At 39.8% G+C, this 20,501-nt stretch carries 16 protein-coding genes; 15 read left to right on the top strand and 1 reads right to left on the bottom strand.

All coding sequences use genetic code 11. From position 1 onward, the window contains the following. The first annotated feature begins 158 nt into the window (after positions 1–158). The 5 genes from FHW36_RS01350 (at position 159) to FHW36_RS01330 (ending at position 6,481) form a co-directional block, all read left to right on the top strand. Positions 159–731: a DinB family protein gene (locus tag FHW36_RS01350; protein ID WP_145661081.1), complete on the top strand. Its 573-nt coding sequence runs from the start codon at positions 159–161 to the stop codon at positions 729–731. A 958-nt stretch (positions 732–1,689) separates the two neighbouring features. Next, the gene (locus tag FHW36_RS01345) at positions 1,690–2,751 is read left to right on the top strand and encodes an AAA family ATPase (protein ID WP_145661078.1); all 1,062 of its coding nucleotides are present in this window, start codon (positions 1,690–1,692) and stop codon (positions 2,749–2,751) included. Between the two features lie 263 nt (positions 2,752–3,014). Next, a complete protein-coding gene (locus FHW36_RS01340; RefSeq protein ID WP_145661075.1) occupies positions 3,015–3,623 on the top strand; it encodes a hypothetical protein in 609 nt (202 codons plus the stop codon). A gap of 6 nt (positions 3,624–3,629) precedes the next feature. Then, positions 3,630–5,042 carry an RtcB family protein gene (locus tag FHW36_RS01335; protein WP_145661071.1) on the top strand — a complete coding sequence of 471 codons (1,413 nt, stop codon included), beginning with the start codon at positions 3,630–3,632 and terminating at the stop codon, positions 5,040–5,042. A 224-nt stretch (positions 5,043–5,266) separates the two neighbouring features. After that, positions 5,267–6,481 (top strand): sterol desaturase family protein, encoded by a 1,215-nt coding sequence (locus tag FHW36_RS01330; RefSeq protein ID WP_145661068.1) that lies wholly within the window; start codon positions 5,267–5,269, stop codon positions 6,479–6,481. A gap of 59 nt (positions 6,482–6,540) precedes the next feature. Here the strand turns inward: FHW36_RS01330 and FHW36_RS01325 are convergent, their stop codons facing one another. Continuing rightward, on the bottom strand, positions 6,541–7,041 hold the full coding sequence (locus tag FHW36_RS01325; protein WP_145661065.1) for an RNA polymerase sigma factor: 501 nt from the start codon (positions 7,039–7,041) through the stop codon (positions 6,541–6,543). A 518-nt stretch (positions 7,042–7,559) separates the two neighbouring features. Between FHW36_RS01325 and FHW36_RS01320 the strand changes: the two genes are divergently transcribed. The 10 genes from FHW36_RS01320 to FHW36_RS01275 all read left to right on the top strand — a co-directional run bounded on the left by FHW36_RS01320 (position 7,560) and on the right by FHW36_RS01275 (position 20,244). Continuing rightward, positions 7,560–9,992, top strand: coding sequence for an SLBB domain-containing protein (locus tag FHW36_RS01320; RefSeq protein WP_145661062.1), 2,433 nt, complete (start codon positions 7,560–7,562; stop codon positions 9,990–9,992). Between the two features lie 31 nt (positions 9,993–10,023). Further along, positions 10,024–11,109 (top strand): GNVR domain-containing protein, encoded by a 1,086-nt coding sequence (locus tag FHW36_RS01315; protein ID WP_145661059.1) that lies wholly within the window; start codon positions 10,024–10,026, stop codon positions 11,107–11,109. Positions 11,110–11,190: 81 nt separating this feature from the next. Beyond that, positions 11,191–12,480 carry a nucleotide sugar dehydrogenase gene (locus FHW36_RS01310; RefSeq protein ID WP_145661055.1) on the top strand — a complete coding sequence of 430 codons (1,290 nt, stop codon included), beginning with the start codon at positions 11,191–11,193 and terminating at the stop codon, positions 12,478–12,480. Positions 12,481–12,493: 13 nt separating this feature from the next. After that, the gene (locus FHW36_RS01305) at positions 12,494–13,621 is read left to right on the top strand and encodes a DegT/DnrJ/EryC1/StrS family aminotransferase (RefSeq protein ID WP_145661052.1); all 1,128 of its coding nucleotides are present in this window, start codon (positions 12,494–12,496) and stop codon (positions 13,619–13,621) included. Between the two features lie 6 nt (positions 13,622–13,627). Beyond that, the gene (locus FHW36_RS01300; protein ID WP_145661049.1) at positions 13,628–14,200 is read left to right on the top strand and encodes an acyltransferase; all 573 of its coding nucleotides are present in this window, start codon (positions 13,628–13,630) and stop codon (positions 14,198–14,200) included. Beyond that, positions 14,200–15,222 (top strand): Gfo/Idh/MocA family protein, encoded by a 1,023-nt coding sequence (locus tag FHW36_RS01295; protein WP_145661047.1) that lies wholly within the window; start codon positions 14,200–14,202, stop codon positions 15,220–15,222. The genes FHW36_RS01300 and FHW36_RS01295 overlap by 1 nt, the downstream gene beginning before the upstream one ends. A gap of 33 nt (positions 15,223–15,255) precedes the next feature. After that, positions 15,256–16,689, top strand: coding sequence for a flippase (locus tag FHW36_RS01290; protein WP_145661044.1), 1,434 nt, complete (start codon positions 15,256–15,258; stop codon positions 16,687–16,689). Further along, the gene (gene glf, locus FHW36_RS01285; protein WP_145661041.1) at positions 16,686–17,798 is read left to right on the top strand and encodes a UDP-galactopyranose mutase; all 1,113 of its coding nucleotides are present in this window, start codon (positions 16,686–16,688) and stop codon (positions 17,796–17,798) included. Before FHW36_RS01290 ends, glf begins: the two co-directional genes overlap by 4 nt. 26 nt (positions 17,799–17,824) lie before the next feature. Continuing rightward, a complete protein-coding gene (locus FHW36_RS01280; RefSeq protein WP_145661038.1) occupies positions 17,825–19,030 on the top strand; it encodes a glycosyltransferase family 4 protein in 1,206 nt (401 codons plus the stop codon). Continuing rightward, positions 19,030–20,244: a glycosyltransferase gene (locus tag FHW36_RS01275; RefSeq protein WP_145661035.1), complete on the top strand. Its 1,215-nt coding sequence runs from the start codon at positions 19,030–19,032 to the stop codon at positions 20,242–20,244. The genes FHW36_RS01280 and FHW36_RS01275 overlap by 1 nt, the downstream gene beginning before the upstream one ends. Positions 20,245–20,501: the final 257 nt, after the last annotated feature.

Below are 20,501 nucleotides of genomic sequence, written 5' to 3'. Positions count from 1 at the left end.
GATAACGCTCATCATTATTAGCCCGGTCCGTAAATGCGGCCGGGTTTTTTTGTGGTTAATCCGGCATGAAAATGGAACAAATATTTTTTAAATGATGTTATGCGCTAGCCCATTCTATTAGCGATAAGTAAAGTGCATAATCCCAAAAACGTTAGATGATGAGAAACAGAAACGTTATCCAGGTTGTAAGAGAGGCCTTACTCACCAATTTCAGGGAGTTAGATCAATGGTTTGAAAAAGACCAGGCATTACTGCACTTCAAACCAGACCGTGATCAATGGAATGTCCGGGAAGTATTGGAACACATTGCGTTGACCAATTATTTCCTCCTGCTGATCATTAACAAGAGCACCCGCCGTGCGCTGGAACGTAAGAAAACCGGCCATACGGTGATATTGCCAGCCGATTACCAGGATAAATTTGACCAAATAGATGTGATCGGCAGTAAATCCTTTGGCTGGGTAAGACCAGAACATATGGAACCTACCGGGTTTAAAGATATAGCAGAAATAAAAGCCCTCCTGAAACAGCAATATGCACAGTGCATGTATAACCTGTCTTTGCTGAAAAACGGAGAAGGGGTACTTGTATTTACCAACATGTCTGTTAACCAACTCGGTAAACTGGATATTTATCAATACATCTACTTTCTCACCAAGCATATTGAACGGCATATCCGTCAAATGCAGCGTCTCCAGAAGGAGTACGAAGAGAATGCAGTATTAATATAATTTAGGTCGACCACCAACTTCCGTTTTTGTTAATCCTGTAGTTATTAAGGCCGGGCATTCATGCCCCGGCCTTTTTAGTGCTAAAATACTGCACGTGAATAGTTTGGAATGCTATATAAGAATGACTTCTTTTGTCGTATATGCGTTGGCGATAGTAGTTGAGAGGCTGCCTGAATCGAAAGAAAACAAGAAAACTTTATAGAAGAGAGATGGGTGTTGATATTTAATACCACAGCGGGTTTCAGGTTGTTTTATTAATAATGGAAATGCCAGGGAATAAGGATAGCATAAAAATATTTTTTGAAATATTTTGTTAAAAATTTGCAATATCAAAATATATCCTGTTATCTTTGCATCGTTAAAAATTAATAATAGAACAAACTTATAAACATGAAACGCTTTAATCTAAATATCGGCAGCTCCATCCCTTGCTTAGCGCAAGAGGATCGCGGGTTCCGGGCGTTTTATGGTTACAGGTAGCTTAATAATATTTGTAAGTATAACAGAAGCCCGGGTCCATGGATCCGGGCTTTTTTGTTATCACTGTACACTGATAATGAATTTACCAGCAAATACAAAAAGGATTCAAATCCGCTGCAGCAAATGGTTTCAGGATAGCATGCCAGCATGGGATGCTAAACGGACAAGTTATGCCTTGACGTAGTATATACGTTAACGTTAGTGACCCGGTCCGTGAAAACAGGCCGGGTTTTTTGTTTTGCCAGGCAAGAGATTATTTGAGGAGGTACATCATAAACAGGCAGGTGGAGTAATCCTGCTCCGCCTCACTCCTTTAAAAGATATTTTTTTTCGTCTCTGTTTGCCATTTAACCCCCATCACCAGGCTATCATAAGGATAACCTGTATTTCCCCACCTGATAAATTGGATTTACCCAGGACCCGTAGCGGTCCTGGTAAACCTTTATCAAACGGGAATTAAACAAAAGAAGATCATAACATGAAGCATATAGTTAAGCAGATAGATATCACCGATGGAGATCATTTCGATGCGAAAGGAGTATATACCTTTCATTTTAATGCTATCCCGGATATCAACAACATTTATGAAATAGATGGAGATAAAGCAGCAGCTTTGTTTACCAAAACATACGAAGCCAGTATCCTTTATACCCATCGCTATACCGATTACGACAACAAGAAGAAAAAGTACAAACATAATCGAACGGTGATGGTGCTAAACAATCATTGTGTGGTGTCTTTCTGGATGTCGATTTGCGAAATATTGCACGACGGAACAGTGCCGGATTTTATATCGGAAGTAACGGAGATGGTTACCCGGTTTAAGGAAAAGCAACGCCGGGAGCCGCATGAAATTAACCTGATTACCAGCGGCCGAAGAGGATTAGAGCTAAAAAGCCTCGAAATAAAACGTACCCGGCTGCATATCGGGATGTTGTATGATGATGACTTTAAAGACGTGGACAAAATCATACAGCAACGACTGAAGAAAGATAAGGATAAAGGTATTGTGCTATTACACGGGCTGCCGGGAACAGGTAAAACCACCTACCTGCGTTACCTGATTGGAAAGATCAAGAAGCGGGTACTATTTGTTTCCCCCGATCTGGCCAGCAATATTATGAACCCTGAATTCATGGAGCTGCTGATCGACAATCCGAATTGTGTAGTGATAATTGAAGATGCGGAAAATGTGATCATGGACCGCAAGTTTACCGGGAATTCATCTGTTTCCAACCTGCTCAATTTATCTGACGGGTTACTGGCGGATTGCCTGAATATACAACTGGTCTGCTCTTTCAACAGTGACTTATCATCCATCGATAGTGCTTTGCTGCGTAAAGGCCGGCTCATCGCCAAGTATGAGTTTAAACGCCTGCCGGTAGTAAAAGCGCAGCAACTTTCCCGGCATATGGGATTTGATAACATTATCGATAAGCCCATGACAGTCGCCGAGATTGCTAATCAACATGAGCCATCTTTTGAAACTAAGCAACATGTGATTGGTTTCAGGAGAACATCGCTCGGAGAAATTGCATAACATATTCATCACCCCAAATAAAAAATGACAGTTATGAGAAAAGAATTTATGTCCATACACTACCGCATAGTAAACATCCTCCGCCATAGCGCGGAGGTATTGATCAGGCGAAGTCACTATTGTTTATGGACAATCAAATACACGCTGACATTGACGCATACATCGCATCATCACGGATAAGAACCGCCAGGCGAAGGCTGCGTGATGCGAAAACACAATATGATAAAATACTACTTTCTTTAAACAGGAAGGAATCCGAATTAATGAGAGCATGGAATCAGCGGGGATATGTACCGCTGGATCCGCCGGTAATGAAAGGCTATAAACGTTTTTTTGTTTTGAGGGACGATGTGGAAAGAAGCCGTATGGCCGATTTTTACAGGCAGTTATTGCAAAAAATTAATACTTTCGAATACAGCCACCGGCGCGATTTTAAAGTAAAGAAGCGATCGCATGGCAGGAAGAAGCTTGTGGAGAAGCCACAAGCGTTATTGCACCCGTGCGCAGCGCACTTTAAACGTTTGCAATTTTCAGATAAAGAAGCGGCTTGTTTTGAAGAACGGTTTATCTTTATCGGGAGATGTAAGGAACCCGTAAAGCGCTATGTGTTTAAAGAGCCCTGGAGATTTATACTGAGAGTAAGGCCCAATATGATCACGCAAACAAGGATGATTATACCGGAACTGCTTTCCCAAATGGATCAACTGGACAACTACATAAAACGTCGTCAGTTACAACATAGAATTTTTAAATTAACCCGAAGTAGAAGTTCCGGCAAAAGGCATTGGATTTTTACGGATAAAAAAAAGTATCAACATCCGCATCGTACCCTGCAGCAAATATTACAGGACGAATGGTTTGACAAAAATTAACCTCATATGGCACACACTAAAATTGGAGGCAAAACATTACTGGAGATAGGTTACCCGCAAACGCCTGTGTTTCGTACCGCTATGCGGGTGATGGAAGCAGATTTCAGTCACCTGAGCCAGGAAGAAGCAATTGAACTGTTAAAGAAGATATTGGCCGACCCGGCTGCATATGTGGATGATCCGGTATTGGGAACTATTGCTGAGCAGCTGTTGCAACCAGTGGCGCCGCCGGAAATTGAATTGAGGGCTACGCCTGTTCCATACACTGTTTACGGAAAGGATTATATTGAAGAAGGAGCTATCCGGCAGATTAATAATGCGGTTCGTTTGCCCGTTGCCGTAGCCGGATCGCTGATGCCGGATGCGCACCAGGGATATGGGCTGCCGATTGGTGGTGTGCTCGCTGCAGAGAATGCTGTCATTCCTTATGGCGTTGGCGTGGACATCGGTTGCCGGATGTGCTTAAGTATTCTGGATTTGCCCGAGCATTCGCTATATACCAATGAAGCGGCGTATGTGAAGGAGCTGACCAGTCATACTAAATTTGGCGCTGGCGCCGAATGGAAAAAGCGGGAAGCTGATCCGGTACTGGAAAGAAGCGAGTTTAAGGACATCCGGTTTGTACGTAACCTGTTGGATAAAGCGGCAGGACAATTGGGTACTTCCGGCTCAGGTAACCATTTTGTAGAGTGGGGAATTGTGACGATTACAGATATTAATAACGAATGGAACCTGGCGCCGGGTAATTATGTAGGCTTGTTGTCGCATTCCGGTTCCCGTGGAATGGGGGCACAGATAGCCGGACACTATACCCAATTGGCCAAAGAGTTATGTCCATTGCCTAAAGAGGTACAGCACCTGGCTTACCTGGACCTGGATACGGAAGCCGGGCAGGAGTATTGGCTGGCGATGAACCTGGCGGGCGACTATGCGTCGGCCTGTCACCACCTGATACATAAACGGCTGATTAAGGCCACCGGGGCTACTTTGCTGGCAAGGATAGAGAACCATCATAATTTTGCCTGGAAGGAAATGTACCAGGGAAAGGAAGTGATTGTGCACCGTAAGGGGGCTACGCCTGCTGGTAAGGGTGTGTTGGGTATTATCCCTGGCTCTATGACCGCTCCTGGATTTATTGTGAGAGGAAAAGGGGAAGAGCGTAGTTTGCAATCGGCTTCTCATGGAGCTGGCCGGCAAATGTCGCGTACCAAGGCCCTGGCATCTATTACGCCGCAGGAGCTGAATGCCGTGTTACAGGAACATGGTGTAACATTGATCGGCGGTGGACTGGATGAAGCGCCGGGTGCGTACAAAAATATCAGTACGGTGATGGCATCACAAACAGACCTGGTAGAAGTGATTGGCCGGTTTATTCCAAAAGTGGTCAGGATGGCCGATGGAGGACCTCCGGAAGATTAATAAAAGAGAGATGCAATGAAACGAAGGCGGAAGACGACGAAAGTTGTTTTTCGCCTTTTGTATTTTATTAGTCTACTTGTTTAGTAGGATAATTGAATTTTATTACTTATTATTGCAATAGATAATTTACCACCACCACTTATTTATCTAATATCCTTGCATGGGCTGGCACTATGTAGGAAGACCTGTGTCGCGCTTTTATTCCGGATTTTAAAAATTACAACGTGCATTTAAACTACCTGGCATTGGCTGTTCCTTTTTTTCTGACGTTTATTGGGTTGGAATACCTGGTAGCGGGTAAACAGGGGAAGAAGTATTTTAAGTTTAACGATTCTGTTACCAACCTGAGTGTGGGTATAGCGGAGCGGCTACTGGATACCTTTACGGTGGGGCTTTTTTATTTTGTATACGACTGGTTATACCGTCATTTCGCCATTTTTGATATTAAGAGCAGTGTATTGTTGTGGGTGGCCTTGTTGATCTGTACCGATTTTGTGTGGTATTGGTATCATCGGTTGGCACACGAGGTAACGGTATTCTGGTGTGCGCATGTGGTGCATCACCAGAGTGAGGAGTTTAACTATACGGTATCCGCCAGGATTACCGTATTCCAGGCATTTATACGTACGGGTTTCTGGGCAATACTGCCCGTTATTGGTTTTCCGCCGGCGATGATCACCAGTATGTTGCTGGTGCATGGTTTATACCCGTTTTTTATTCATACCCGTACAATCGGGAAACTGGGGATACTGGAATATATATTGGTAACGCCTTCACATCACCGGGTTCATCATGCCAGTAATCCACAATACCTGGATAAGAATTATGGCGATGTATTTATTATCTGGGATAAGTTGTTCGGGACTTTTGTAAAAGAGGAAGAAGAGCCGGTGTATGGGCTTACCAAGCCTTTGGAGAGTAACAGTTTCCTGTGGCAGCATTTTCATTTTATCCTGGAAATGTTGTATTCGGTACGCAGGGCCAGTGGCTGGCGCAATAAGCTACGTATTATATTTGGTAAGCCCGACTACGTGGATCCGGAAGCGAGAAGGGTTTTGGAAGAAACGTTTCTTTTAAGGAATCCACAGGCAGAAGCGCCCAGGCTGATCCGGTACGTATTGTGGCAGATTATCGCCACACTGTTGGTATTGTTTTCCTTCCTGTTACTGGAATACTATGTGCCGGTTTTTATCCAGGTATGTGTTACACTCTTGATATTATTGACCCTGATCAATTGTGGTGCTATTATGGAACAAAAGAAATGGGTGTTTTACCTGGAGTATGCCCGGTACCTGGTATTATGCCTGGCGGGTTATTATATATGGCCGCATGCAGGGTTCCTCTGTGCAGCGGCTATTGTTATGATCATGGCTTTTTATTTCCAGTCGCATTTAAGGGAGCATTACCTGCGGTTGGTCTATGGTTATCCCAGGTCATAAGAAAATGGGCCGGCCTGAAGTGCCTTCGGGCTGGCTTGAAAAATTGGTATAGTGTACCGTTATTGCCTGGGGACTTGAGATTTCAATATTTTCCGGGCAAAATGTATCCTGCTTTTGATGGTGCCCAGTGGTTCATGAAGAATATTAGCGATCTCAAAATATTTATATCCCTCATAATATAGCATAAACGGCTTTTTGAAGATACAGGGTAGGTGATATACTGCCACATGGATATCTTTCATCTGTAAGTTAGAGGCCGCTTTGTTGCTCACAGCATTCTGCTGGTAATTAATAAAGAACTCGCTGGCGTTTGGCTCGGCGATCATCCTGTGTTTCAATCTTTTACGATAATGATTAATAAAGATATTCCGCATAATGGTGAATAGCCAGGCGCGGATATTGGTGCCTTCCAGGTATTTTTCCTGGTTAGACAGGGCTCTGAAAAGGGTTTCCTGGTAAAGATCTTTTGCCTGTTCGGCATCTTTAGTGAGGGTAAAAGCAAAGGGTTTCAGGAAATCTGCATTTCCGATAAGCAAGGTGTTAAATTCAACAGACGACATAATGTTTAAGTTTTGCCTTAACTAATTTAAACAAAGGGGGTACTGTATTCAGATGGTGCCAGGTGGAGGCTAATACATGACTTTTCTCGTAAAAAATTGATTGTCAAGCAATTGATCTTAGGCCAATAGTTAGATCGATAAAAAAGGTGGTAGTTTAAGGGTGATATAGATTTTTCAAACAGGTAACCCAGATCGGCTCTGATTAGATTAACGTAAAAGACGGAGAAAAGGATTTAGGTAATGGGAAAAATCATATTATAACGTGATATATATTATGCTTAAAATTAATAAGCAAGAAGAATTTGGACAAATATTTGTAGATAAGCTGCTCTGTTACGTCAAATATGTTACTTACAGCTAACGATGGCATTACCTTAAAGTGGCAGGAAATCTGACGGAGCTAACATTTATATGTTATTTTTAATAGATTTGCAACTCATTTTGGTATTTGATGCCTGATTGATACGTTAATTTGTCCAAAAAAGATTCTTAGAGAAGTTTATATATCCTATTAATACATGTTTAGAAAAATATTGCTTGTCCAGCTTTTCCTCTTTATAGGCTATTGTGTAAATGCCCAGGTTTCGTCAGCGTCGAAAGAGCAGGTTGGGCGAATGAAGGCAGATAATCTTTCTGACGACCAGGTACGGCAGTTAGTGTCTGAAATGAAGAAAAAAAATGTGCCACTTTCGCAATTAGATAATTATGCCACACAGAAGGGAGTACCTGCGTCAGAAGTTCCAAAATTGAAGGAGCGCATACAATCACTTGGTCTTGATAAAGAATTAAGTAGCGCTGAAATAGTGAAAGAAGCTGAAACCCGGACATATAGCGAAGCCCACTCAGAAACAACGGCCAGCCCTGAAAAGGAAAAAAAGACCAGGGTTTTTGGATCAGAATTATTTAACAATAAAAATCTCACTTTCGAGCCGAACCTAAGATTACCGACTCCGGTCAATTATCATCTTGGAACAGGAGACGAAGTCATTATTGATGTATATGGATATTCTGAAGTACAGCATAAACTAAAGGTTAGCCCGGATGGTTATATTAATATCCCTAATTTGGGGCTTATATATGTTAACGGGTTATCTATTGAGGATGCCCGTAACCGAATTACCAAACAATTGTCTACCATTTATAGCGGGATAAAATCTGGGAACACATTTGTCCAGATCACCTTGGGAAATATTCGCAGTATCCGTGTTTTGCTTATTGGAGAGATTGTGAACCCAGGTTCCTACACCCTTCCATCTTTAGCCACTGTGGCCAACGCATTGTATGTTTCAGGTGGACCAAGCGAAAATGGGTCCTTTCGTAATATTCAGGTGATTCGAAACGGTCAAGTTATTTCAACATTTGATTTGTATGATTTTTTAGTGAATGGGGACCTTTCTAACAGCATCGTATTACAAGACCAGGATATCGTAAAGGTAAATCCTTATGGTACAAGGGTAGAGCTTTATGGTGAAGTGAAACGCCCTGCTATTTATGAAGCCAAACCAAATGAAACACTACAACAAGTCATTAGTTACGCAGGTGGTTATACAGATAATGCTTTTAGGGAAACTATCAACGCTTTCCGTATAAATAATAAAGAAAGGGAGGTAGTGACGGTTACAGCTAGCCAGGTGCCTAACTTTCAGTTGAAATCGGGTGACCAGTTTTTTATCTCGGGTGTACTTAACCGCTTTAGCAATCGGGTTATAATTGCCGGGCAGGTATTTCATGCTGGAACATTCGCATTAGAACCCAACATGACATTGTCTGATCTGATTAAGAAGGCGGATGGTGTTACAGAAAACGCATCATTAACAAGAGGAATTATTCGTCGGTTGCAAAAGGATTACTCTCCTTCATTTGTGAGTTTTAATGTTCAGGATGTTATAGATGGTAAAGAGCAAGTTTTTCTTCGGAAAGAAGACAGTGTTGTTATATATGGGAAGACAGAATTACGGGAAGCCTATCATGTAAAAATTCTGGGAGAGGTAAACAATCCAGGCGTATATGCCTATGGTGACAGCATGAGACTTGAAGACCTGATATTACTTGCAGGAGGCCTGAGAGATGCTGCATCGTTAAGTAACATAGAGGTGTCGCGTATTATCAGGGAGCCAGGTTATAATTCCAAAGACAGTCTTAAATCAATCATTCAGAAATTTAATCTCAACAGTGAAGATAATGCAACCCACCTGTTTTCGCTACAGCCGTTTGATGAGGTGATGATCCGAAGGGCCCCGTTATATTCTTCGCTTTCAAATGTAGTTATCGAAGGAGAGGTGGTATATCCTGGTACTTACACCATTAACTCCAAAAAAGAACATATATCGGATCTGGTGAAAAGAGGTGGAGGGTTGAGACCTGACGCCTTCCCGGAAGGAGCTGTATTATTGCGTAGAACTTTTGTTACTGGCTCTGATAGCAGTTTGCTGGCTAATAAACTTGAAACTTTTTTTAATAAGCTTCAGGATAGCAGCAGTATTGAGCATGTAAAAACATCTATCGAAAGGAAACAACAATTATTAGGTATCAGCCTGGATAAAATTATGCGTTCTCCTGGTTCCAAATATGATCTTTATCTGGAAGAAGGGGATGTTATTAGTGTTCCCAAGAAGTTGCAGACAGTACAAATGTTTGGTGAAATTTATTTTCCTAAAAAGATCCGGTACGATGGAAAGTACACCTTCCGTGATTATATAAACGGTTCCGGTGGCTTCACTGCGCAGGCGCTGAGAAGAAGAAGCTATATAGTTTATGCGAATGGAGAAGTTAAGAACACATCTAAAATACTCTTCTTCAATAGATACCCTAAGGTTAAGCCCGGTGCGGAAATTTATGTTCCTTCCAGGCGGGAACACAAAGGGTTATCAGGTAATGAAGCCATTGGCCTCGCCAGTGGGCTTGCATCTGTTGCGCTTGTAATAGTTACCATACTAAATGCAGTAAAGTAATTTCTTAATATCTACTACGAAAGGATTATACATGGAGCAGTCCGAAAGAAAAGTTGATGCTATTCAGCAGGAAGATGAAGTAACACTGAAGAGCATCATATTGAAAATACATGAATGGATTAAATATTTATTCAGCAAGTGGATAGTCATTCTTCTTGCTGGGATTATTTGCGCCGGGTTGGGATTCTTTTATGCTTACAGAACAAAAGTAAATTACCTGGCTAAGCTTACTTTCGTATTAGAGGATAGCAAACAAGGTGGTATTGGCAGTTATTCTAATTTGGCAAGCCAATTTGGAATTGACCTGGGAGGAAGCGGCGCCGGTGGCGTTTTCGCAGGAGACAATATCATGGGTTTTATGATGTCCCGGCTTATGGTGGAAAAAACGTTACTCTATCCGATAAACGTGGATGGTAAAGTAATAAGCCTGGCAGATTTTTATCTGAGTTTCAATCGCATCAAGGATAAATGGGTAAGGGATACATTAATGAAGAATTTTAGCCTGCCCCCCACCAACGATCGAACTACGTTTACGTTACAACAGGATAGTGTGCTGAATACTATCTATGAAATGATATTAAAAGGTAATCTGAAAATTGAAAAACCTGATAAGAAACTAAGCTTCATTGCAGTTCAATGCATTTCGCCAAATGAAACCTTTTCAAAGAAATTCACGGAAATTCTAGTTAAAGAGGCGACTCAGTTTTATATTAATACCAAAACTAAGCGGTCGAAATCAAATGTAGATAAATTGCAGGACAAAGCAGATTCCCTGGAATTACTATTAAATAAGAAAACATATAGTGCGGCAAGAACACAAGATATCAACATGAATCCTGCCAGAAGAGTTGCCACTGTAAATTTAGAGCTTGATACCAGGGATAGAATGGTACTTCAGACGATGTATGCGGAAGTATTAAAAAATCTTGAAATCAGTAAAATGTCAATGGCAGAAGAAATGCCGGTTATTCAGATCATCGATTCTCCTATTCTGCCACTGGAGAAAGTTAAATTTGGAAAATTAAAAGGTTTGATACTGGGAGGACTGCTTGGGGGAATTCTTAGCTCTTTATATTTTCTCTTAAAGAAAATGTATACAGATATTATGAAGGGGTAAATCGATCCGTAATTCATGATAAGCCAGTGTATAATCAAAGATTGAAACAGATAATTAATATAATATATAGAATAGATATACATGACACACTTACCTAGAATAGCTATTATTGGGTTGGGATATGTAGGATTACCGCTTGCCGTTGAGTTTGGGAAACAATATCATGTGTTGGGATTTGATATAAACACAGACAGAATAAGCGAATTATCAAAAGGAGAGGACCATACGAAAGAAGCACATATCGATGACCTCGCAGCAGTAATTGCTTCCGGACGGACGCCTGGTAACATAGGACTTAGCTTCTCGTCTACAGTCGATGACCTTAAGAGCTGTAAAATCTATATTGTAACTGTACCAACTCCAATAGATCAATTTAAAGCTCCAGACCTTACTCCACTCCTGAAAGCATCAGAGATGCTAGGAAAAGTATTGAAGAAAGGTGATATAGTAATCTATGAATCTACTGTATATCCTGGATGTACAGAAGAAGAATGTGTTCCGGTGCTTGAGAAAATTTCAGGATTGAAATTCAATACGGATTTCTTTTGTGGTTACTCTCCGGAACGTATTAATCCTGGAGACAAAGTCAATACATTGACAAAAATAAAGAAGGTAACTTCTGGTTCTACTCCGGAAATCGCTGACATAGTGGATGAGTTATATAAAAGCATTATCACAGCTGGTACGCATAAAGCCCCCAGTTTGAAAGTAGCTGAAGCTTCCAAAGCAATAGAAAATGCACAAAGGGATGTAAATATCAGTTTTGTCAATGAACTTGCGCTTATTTTTGACAGAATTGGTATTGATACGACAGACGTAATCGAAGCAGCGGGCACAAAATGGAATTTCCTAAAATACAAACCAGGGTTAGTTGGAGGGCATTGCATTGGAGTAGACCCATATTACCTGGCTCATAAAGCGGAGGCAATGGGTTACTATCCTCAAGTTATCTTGTCTGGCAGGAGGGTGAATGATAATATGGGTATGTTCGTTGCCAATAAAGTGGTGAAATTGATGATCAAAAAGGGGCATAAAGTTGATGGCGCAAAAGCGTTGATCCTGGGCATTACTTTTAAGGAAAATTGCCCTGATATTCGTAATTCACGCGTAATTGATATTTATAATGAATTACGCCAATTTGGAATTATAACAGATGTTTACGATGTATATGCTGATGCAGAAGAAGTAAGAGAAGAGTATGGTATTAACCTGATAAACCGTATTGATGGCCAGTATGATGCGATCATACTGGCAGTTGCTCACAATGAATTTGTAGACCTTGATTATAGTGCGCTTAAAAACGGAAGTAATACCATCCTTTTCGACACTAAATCAGTATTGGATCGTAGCCTTGTTGATGCCAGGTTATAAACACTAAATTTATATGGAAAAAATTCAGATGGTTGATCTGAAAGGTCAATATACAAAAATAAAATTGTCTATCGATAGTGCCATTGCAGATTGCATTGACAATACAGCCTTTATTAACGGGCCGCAAGTAAAAGTATTTGCAGAAAATCTAGCGGCTTACCTGAATGTGCACTATGTTATCCCTTGTGCTAATGGTACAGATGCTTTGCAGATTGCTATGATGGCGATTGGACTGGAACGAGGAGATGAGGTCATTGTGCCTGCATTTACCTATGTAGCAACAGCAGAAGTGATTGGTTTATTGGGACTCGTGCCTGTAATGGTAGATGTAGATTCTCAATCTTTTAATATCACTGCAGATATTATCAGAGCAGCGATTTCTCCTAAAACTAAAGCAATTGTACCTGTACACCTTTTTGGTCAATGTGCTGATATGGCTGCTATTATGGAGGTCGCAAAGGAGCATCACTTATACGTAATAGAAGATACGGCACAAGCACTAGGAGCAGATTATACCTTCCCTGATAACACTACCACCAAAGCAGGTACCATTGGAGATATTGGCTGTACATCCTTTTTCCCTTCCAAGAACCTCGGTTGTTATGGCGATGGCGGAGCTTTATTTACCAATAGTGAAGAACTGGCCAATAAGATCAGAATGATTGCAAATCACGGACAAGTGAAGAAGTATGTGCATAAGTACATAGGAATTAACTCCCGGTTGGATACAATTCAGGCGGCTATTCTTAATGTTAAACTTGGGCATCTCGATAGTTATAAGGTGGCGAGACAGGCTGCGGCCGCATACTACGATAAACAACTCGGGAACCTGCAGGGACTTACCATCCCCGCACGCAGTAAAAATTCTTCCCACGTTTTTCATCAATATACACTGATTGTGAATAATTATAAACGTGATGAATTAAAACATTACCTGGAGAACAAAGGGATTCCGGCTATGATTTACTACCCAATACCACTGAATGAACAGGAAGCATTTTCCCAAATAGGAAGAGTTGTAGGAACATTATCTGTTACCAGACAGTTATGTGGTGATGTATTATCTTTACCTATCCATACAGAAATGTTGCAAGAACAACTTGACTATATTGTCGATAGTATTAGATCCTTTTTTAAATAAATGACTATGGGTGTGTTTGTACATTCAACGGCCATCGTTGATGATGGTTGCACCATTGGAGAGGGGACAAAAGTATGGCACTTTTCGCATATAATGCCTGGGTGTACATTAGGACAAAATTGTAACATTGGCCAGAATGTGGTGATATCCCCCGAAGTGGTTTTAGGAAACAATGTGAAGGTCCAGAATAACGTATCTATCTACACCGGTGTTACTTGCGGTGATGATGTATTCATTGGCCCATCCTGTGTTTTTACTAATGTGACTAATCCTCGCAGCGCAGTTAACAGGAGAGGACAATACTCAAAAACCCATGTAGGCAACGGCGCTTCAATAGGGGCTAATGCGACTGTCGTATGTGGTCATGATATAGGAGAGTTTGCTTTTATCGGTGCAGGTACGGTCATTACAAAAAATGTTCCGCCATATGCCTTGGTGGTAGGTAATCCGGGAAAACAGATAGGATGGATGAGTGAGTATGGGCACCGGCTTCAATTTAATGAAGAAGATAAAGCAGTATGTCCGGAGAGCGGGCAGGTATACACACTGGAGAATAACATTGTAAAAAGAATTCAATAATGGCTAACCCTTCTCAAAAAATAAAGTTTGCAGTTATAGGTTGCGGGCATATCGGAAAACGTCATGCTGAAATGATTGCAAGGAATCCTGAAGCTGAACTGGTAGGACTCATAGATATTAAACCTCAAGAGCAATTGAAGTTAGAAGGATACAATGTTCCTTTTTTCTCCTCATTGGAGGAATTTTTGGCCGCTGAAATGGAGGTGGACGTTGTTAACATTGCTACTCCCAATGGGTTTCATGCTACACATGCGCTCAAGAGCCTGGAGCAACGGAAGCATGTGGTGATTGAAAAACCTATGGCTTTAAATAAACTTGATGCAGAAAGAGTAATCTATAAAGCATTACATGTACATAAGCATGTTTTTGCTGTAATGCAGAATCGCTATTCTCCGCCATCAGTATGGATAAAAGAAATGATTGAATCTGGCAGATTAGGCCAGATATACATGGTGCAATTGAATTGTTATTGGAATAGAGACGATCGTTATTATAAACCTAATAGTTGGCATGGTAAGAAGGATTTGGATGGAGGTACTTTGTATACACAGTTCTCCCACTTCATAGATATTATGTATTGGTTGTTTGGCGATATTGAAAAGATTACCTCAAGGCTGAATTCGTTTAATCATAGCCATCTTACAGACTTTGAAGATAGTGGTTTTGTGAATTTTAATTTTGTAAACGGAGGTATGGGATGTATTAATTTTTCTACGTCGGTTTGGAACTCCAACCTAGAAAGCAGTATGACTATCATAGCAGAGAATGGGAGTGTGAAAATTGGGGGGCAGTATATGGATAAGGTAGAAATCTGTAATGTAAAAGACTATACCATGCCGGAATTAGCGCCGACCAATCCAGGTAACGATTATGGCGCTTACAAAGGATCCGCTCAAAATCACCACTATGTAATTGATAACGTGATTGATGTGTTGAAAGGAAGGGCAGCCATTACAACAAACGCACTGGAAGGGTTGAAAATTGTTGAGATAATCGAACGAATTTACCAGGAGAAGAAATAGAGCGTAATCTCTAATCTCCCCAAAAAAAAAAGTGTGTCTTCAATCAAAAGAAATTTTTTATTTAACTCATTGCTTTCTGTTAGCAGAGTTATTTTCCCACTTATAAGTTTTCCATATTCATCTAGGGTATTGGGGCCAGATAGTATTGGCGCAGTTAGCTTTGTAGATAGTTATACACAATATTTTTGCATTCTGGCTGCTTTAGGAATTCCAATATACGGAGTTCGGCAGGTTGCAAGGTTTAGAGATAATCCCCTCCAATTGCAATACCTGACATCTGAGTTAATAGTAATTAACTTTATATCGACTTTTTTTTGGTGTATTGCATATTATCTGATTGCTTGGTGGTCTGGGAAGTTGTTTGAGCTTCCCGGACTACACGTTTTGGGTTCCATTTTTTTGTTACTTTATACTTTCCCAGTAGAATGGTTTTTTCAGGGCACTGAAAACTTTGGTTATATCACTATCAGGAGTCTTCTACTTAATGTACTATCATTGGGATTGTTATTTGTTTTTGTAAAAACAGAGAATGACGTGCTGTGGTATTATGGGATAACCGTTGCTGTTTTTGCCGTGAATGGAGCTATTAATCTCGTCAAGCTCCTTCAGTCGGTAAAGTTGACAATGAAGAATCTTCAATTCAAAAAGCACTTCCGGCCATTATTCTTTCTCTTTTCGTCTCAAATTGCAATTAACATCTATGTATTGTTGGATAAAGTTATTTTGGGATATTTAGTAGAAAATAAATATGTTGGATACTATGGAACAGCATTTAAGTTAACCAAGCTGCTACTAACATTTATAGGTGCATTGGCGATAGTTATGGTACCACAAATGTCGAAAGCATTTGACTCCAATGATATGACAAAAGCTAAAGGATTATTTAGAAATTCCTGTGAATTTGTTATTACCATTGGTATTCCAATTGTATTTGGACTATTCTGTCTTTCTGATGATTTGATTAATTTAATTTCCGGAGCGCAATTTGCGCCCGCCGCTGATTCTATGAGAATACTTGCACCTATAATATTATTTATAGGGTTAAATAATATTTTTGGAATGCAAGTACTTATTCCTAAAGGAAGAGAAAGATTATTATTTATTTCAGTCACTATTGGGATGTTTGTAAGTGTAGGGTTGAACTTTACATTGATACCTATTTTCATGCACAATGGTGCTGCTTTGGCTACTTTGACGACGGAGTTTGCAGTTGCTGTTGTTACAGGTTATTATGCTCTACGGGAATTGGGCGAAAAGATGGATTGGATTTTGATTCTTAAAACGATTCTGGCTTGTATTCCATTTTATCTTATTTATAAGTTGATGTATGCCGCTCCAGGTTGGGTAAGAATTATAGGTACTACAGGGATAGCGGGAGCTTACTATGCGGCAGTGCAGGTCTGGATTCTAGAAAATAGACTTTGGAAAGATCAATATTCCAAAATCATAAATTTAATAAGAAGATGAAACAATATGATTTCGTAATTGTTGGTGCTGGATTGTTTGGTGCTGTTTTTGCCTGTGAAATGAAGAAGATTGGGAAGAAGTGTTTGGTTATAGATAAGAGAAAACATAAGGGAGGAAATGTATACTGTGAAGAGATCGATGATATTAATGTGCATAAGTACGGCGCGCATATTTTCCATACCAACGATAAGAAAATTTGGGATTATGTAAATTCATTTGTTCAATTCAACAGATATACGAATTCCCCCCTGGCAAATTATAAAGGGAAGCTATATAATTTGCCATTCAATATGAATACCTTTTACCAGTTATGGGGGGTTAAGACTCCTGAAGAGGCAAAAAGAAAAATTCGCGAGCAAGTAGCGGCATCTTTTGAAAATGAGCCTAAGAATCTTGAACAGCAGGCCTTATCGCTGGTAGGTGAGGACATCTACAACATTCTGATTAAAGGTTACACTGAAAAGCAATGGGGAAGGAAGGCAGAGGATCTACCTGCATTTATAATTAAAAGATTGCCGGTCAGGTTTACTTTTGATAATAATTATTTTGACGATAAATATCAAGGTATTCCAATAGGAGGGTATAATAAGTTAATAGATGGATTGCTGCAGGGGATAGAGGTGCGGCTAGAGGTCGATTACTTTGAAGACAGACCCCATTGGGCTAGTATTGCAGAACGGATAGTTTTTACAGGGAAAATTGATCAATTTTTTGAGTATAAATTTGGCATCTTGGAATATCGCAGCTTACATTTTGAAACAGAACGCCTGGAAGTTGAAAATTATCAAGGAAACGCAGTCGTCAACTACACGGAAGCGGAAGTGCCATATACACGAATTATTGAGCATAAACATTTTGAATTTGGCCGACAGCCTAATACAGTTATTACAAAAGAGTATCCATGCGAATGGACTCCTGGGATTGAGCCATATTATCCTATCAATGACGAAAAGAATAGTAACATGTTTAAACAATATCAACAACTCGCCGACAAGGAAGCTAATATAATATTTGGGGGGAGGTTAGCGGAGTATAGATACTATGACATGCATCAAGTCATTGGATCAGCATTAAAGAAGGTAGAGACGATAAAAGCAATCATTCTTTAATATTTGATGTTTAAGACAAGCCAATAATGAAGTTAAATAAAAAGGTACTTATCTGGAATGATTACGAGCTTTCGCCGCGAAGCGGTGGCCCGGCAACTTATCTATGGCATCTGAAAGAGTTTGTTAACAAAAATGGAATTCAAGGTATTACTTTCCTGGATTATTATAAAACGGCTGAGTATGCCGCCACCCGGCCAGCTAATGTCGCTGGAAAGACTGTTTCATTTGTTAAGAAGTTAGTTAGTAGTAAGTTGAAGGCGAATTATAATTTGCTTAAAACTGTCAGAGCCAAGAGTCCTAAGGTGTCTGAACTTGGTGTAAATATTCATGATTATGATATTATTCATTTTCATTCATGCTTATCATTAAAAAAGAATATAGAGAATCTTAAGAACGTTAAAGCACAAATACTACTCACTTCTCACTCTCCCAAGGTAATGCATAAGGAGATTATTGAAGATTGGTGTAAAATGCAGATAAAGAATGTTTTGCCATTTGTGTATAGTTATTGCGAGAAAGTGGATATGGATGCTTTTGATCGTGCAGATTGGATTGTATTCCCATGTAGTGAAGCCCAGGAGCCCTATTATAATACATGGAATAGGTATGGTAAAATGGTCGCCGACAAAAAACTGCTGTTCTTACCAACAGGCATTACTCCTGCGAAGGAAAATGAATCACGAGCAGAGGTGAGGAAAAAATATGGAATTCCGGAATCCGCCGTTGTTTTTTGTTATGCCGGAAGGCATAATAGCATTAAGGGATACGATTTACTGAAAGAAGCTGCTGAAATTATATTGAGAAAGCAGGAAAATGTATACTTCTTGATTGCGGGTGCTCCGGGGGATGTTGAACCAGTTTTGCATGAACGGTGGATTGAAGTAGGCTGGACCAATGACCCTTATTCTATCATCAATGCAGCGGATTGTTTTGTTTTGCCTAATAGGGAAACATATTTCGATCTAATATTGTTAGAGGTGTTATCGCTTGGGCAAAGTGTGATTCTTAGTGAGACTGGTGGGAATAAATATTTTAAGAAATTCAATTCTTCAGAATTGCATTTTTTTGAAGGAGGAAGCGTTTCATCTTTGATTGAACAATTGAACAGATTTAGGAATTCGATGAATATTAATCCATTAAAAAGGACAGATAACCTGAAACTTTTTAATTCATATTTTACGCAAAGTGCATTTGGACAAAGATACTTAGATCTATATAATCAAATTCGGTAATGGCATCAACTTTGTTTTTCTTCACAGAAATGTATCCCTATGGTAAGGGAGAGGCGTTCATTGAGAATGAAATAAGACATCTCTGTAAAAAATTTGCAAAAGTGATAATTATTCCGGCACAGGAGATTTCGGAACTTGATATCCAGCGGGAAATTCCAGCAAATGCTTTTGTTTGCTATCTATCTAACGTTTCCAGGTTGAAGCTATTGCAATTATTACCACAAAATATTTTGATTGTAATTGAAGCTTTTTGGAAAGAATTTTTCTCAACCCGCAAAGACTTTGGCAAGAAATTAATCAATTTAAAGAGATACATAAGTAGTATTCTATGGGCTATTAAAATCAATGCCAATCTCGAACAAAAGTTTAAGGGTGTTGATGCGCGGTATTATTCATATTGGTTGAATAATGGCGCAATTGCTCTTTCCCTTAGAAAAATCAAGAATGCAGACATCGAATTTATTGCAAGAGTACATGGATATGACCTTTACCATGAACAATCTGAATCCGGCATAGTAATTTTTCAGCAATTAAATTGTTACGAGGCTAAGTATGTATTGCCAGTGTCAGAAAACGGGCGGAAATATCTTTCCGATATTAAGCCAGAATTCGCCTCAAAATTTATCAGCAGTTATTTAGGGGTACCGGACAGAGGTACTAGTATTTCCAGCAATTCAATTTCGGAATTTGTTATTGTGTCATGCTCTTTCATGCATCCGATTAAACGTATTCATCTGATTGTGGAATCATTGATGCTTTTGACATTGAATGTTAAATGGATACATCTGGGCGGCGGCCCGGAAATGCTACGAATAAAAGAACTTTGTAAACACCTGCCCGGAAATATCTCTGCTAATCTCACTGATGATTTGACTAACTCTGAGATTATTGAGTTTTACCAGCGTAACCATGTCGATCTTTTTATTCATCTTAGTGAAACAGAAGGTATTCCCGTTGCCATTATGGAGGCAATTAGTTTTGGTATTCCTGTACTGGCTACTGATGTTGGTGGCGTTGGCGAAATAGTAAACGCACAAACGGGATGCCTGGTAAGAGAAGATATCTCACCCACGGAAGTGGCAAGTGAGATAATGAAATTTATTTCATCAAGCAAGAATACACCGGAATTCAGGTCCGGTGTCAGAAAATATTGGTATCATAATTTTAATGCAGATATTAATTATGATAAGTTTATTGATAAATATCTTTTATAAAAGGGCGGTTCAAAAGAGGATTTTATCAGATTTTATTGGAAGTGTTAAGATAACTATGTAAACAGTATTCTATTCATAACAGTAAGTTATATCACTATTGATTGTAAGTATCCTTATTCTGATGACAGTTCAAACGTAGAGAAAGAACGTCAGCCGTCAAACTACATTCTTCCCACCTTTCAAGAATTGACTTCTTCTCTGATATGCTTTTCTTTCGTTGAACTGATCTTTCCATTTTTCATTGGTAACATTAGGTA

The organism is Chitinophaga polysaccharea (genome assembly GCF_007829335.1).
Lineage (GTDB): Bacteria > Bacteroidota > Bacteroidia > Chitinophagales > Chitinophagaceae > Chitinophaga > Chitinophaga polysaccharea_B.
Note: the sequence above shows the minus strand (reverse complement) of the source record. Positions and strands in the feature narration are given on the sequence as shown.

Excerpts from the sequence above, each read along its gene's own strand:
- glf (WP_145661041.1), top strand. The coding sequence starts at position 16,686 with ATGAAACAATATGATTTCGTAATTGTTGGTGCTGGATTGTTTGGTGCT.
- FHW36_RS01350 (WP_145661081.1), top strand. The coding sequence starts at position 159 with ATGAGAAACAGAAACGTTATCCAGGTTGTAAGAGAGGCCTTACTCACC.
- FHW36_RS01310 (WP_145661055.1), top strand. The coding sequence starts at position 11,191 with ATGACACACTTACCTAGAATAGCTATTATTGGGTTGGGATATGTAGGA.
- FHW36_RS01320 (WP_145661062.1), top strand. The coding sequence starts at position 7,560 with ATGTTTAGAAAAATATTGCTTGTCCAGCTTTTCCTCTTTATAGGCTAT.
- FHW36_RS01325 (WP_145661065.1), bottom strand. The coding sequence starts at position 7,041 with ATGTCGTCTGTTGAATTTAACACCTTGCTTATCGGAAATGCAGATTTC.
- FHW36_RS01345 (WP_145661078.1), top strand. The coding sequence starts at position 1,690 with ATGAAGCATATAGTTAAGCAGATAGATATCACCGATGGAGATCATTTC.
- FHW36_RS01335 (WP_145661071.1), top strand. The coding sequence starts at position 3,630 with ATGGCACACACTAAAATTGGAGGCAAAACATTACTGGAGATAGGTTAC.
- FHW36_RS01295 (WP_145661047.1), top strand. The coding sequence starts at position 14,200 with ATGGCTAACCCTTCTCAAAAAATAAAGTTTGCAGTTATAGGTTGCGGG.
- FHW36_RS01305 (WP_145661052.1), top strand. The coding sequence starts at position 12,494 with ATGGAAAAAATTCAGATGGTTGATCTGAAAGGTCAATATACAAAAATA.
- FHW36_RS01280 (WP_145661038.1), top strand. The coding sequence starts at position 17,825 with ATGAAGTTAAATAAAAAGGTACTTATCTGGAATGATTACGAGCTTTCG.
- FHW36_RS01275 (WP_145661035.1), top strand. The coding sequence starts at position 19,030 with ATGGCATCAACTTTGTTTTTCTTCACAGAAATGTATCCCTATGGTAAG.
- FHW36_RS01340 (WP_145661075.1), top strand. The coding sequence starts at position 3,015 with ATGAGAGCATGGAATCAGCGGGGATATGTACCGCTGGATCCGCCGGTA.
- FHW36_RS01315 (WP_145661059.1), top strand. The coding sequence starts at position 10,024 with ATGGAGCAGTCCGAAAGAAAAGTTGATGCTATTCAGCAGGAAGATGAA.
- FHW36_RS01300 (WP_145661049.1), top strand. The coding sequence starts at position 13,628 with ATGGGTGTGTTTGTACATTCAACGGCCATCGTTGATGATGGTTGCACC.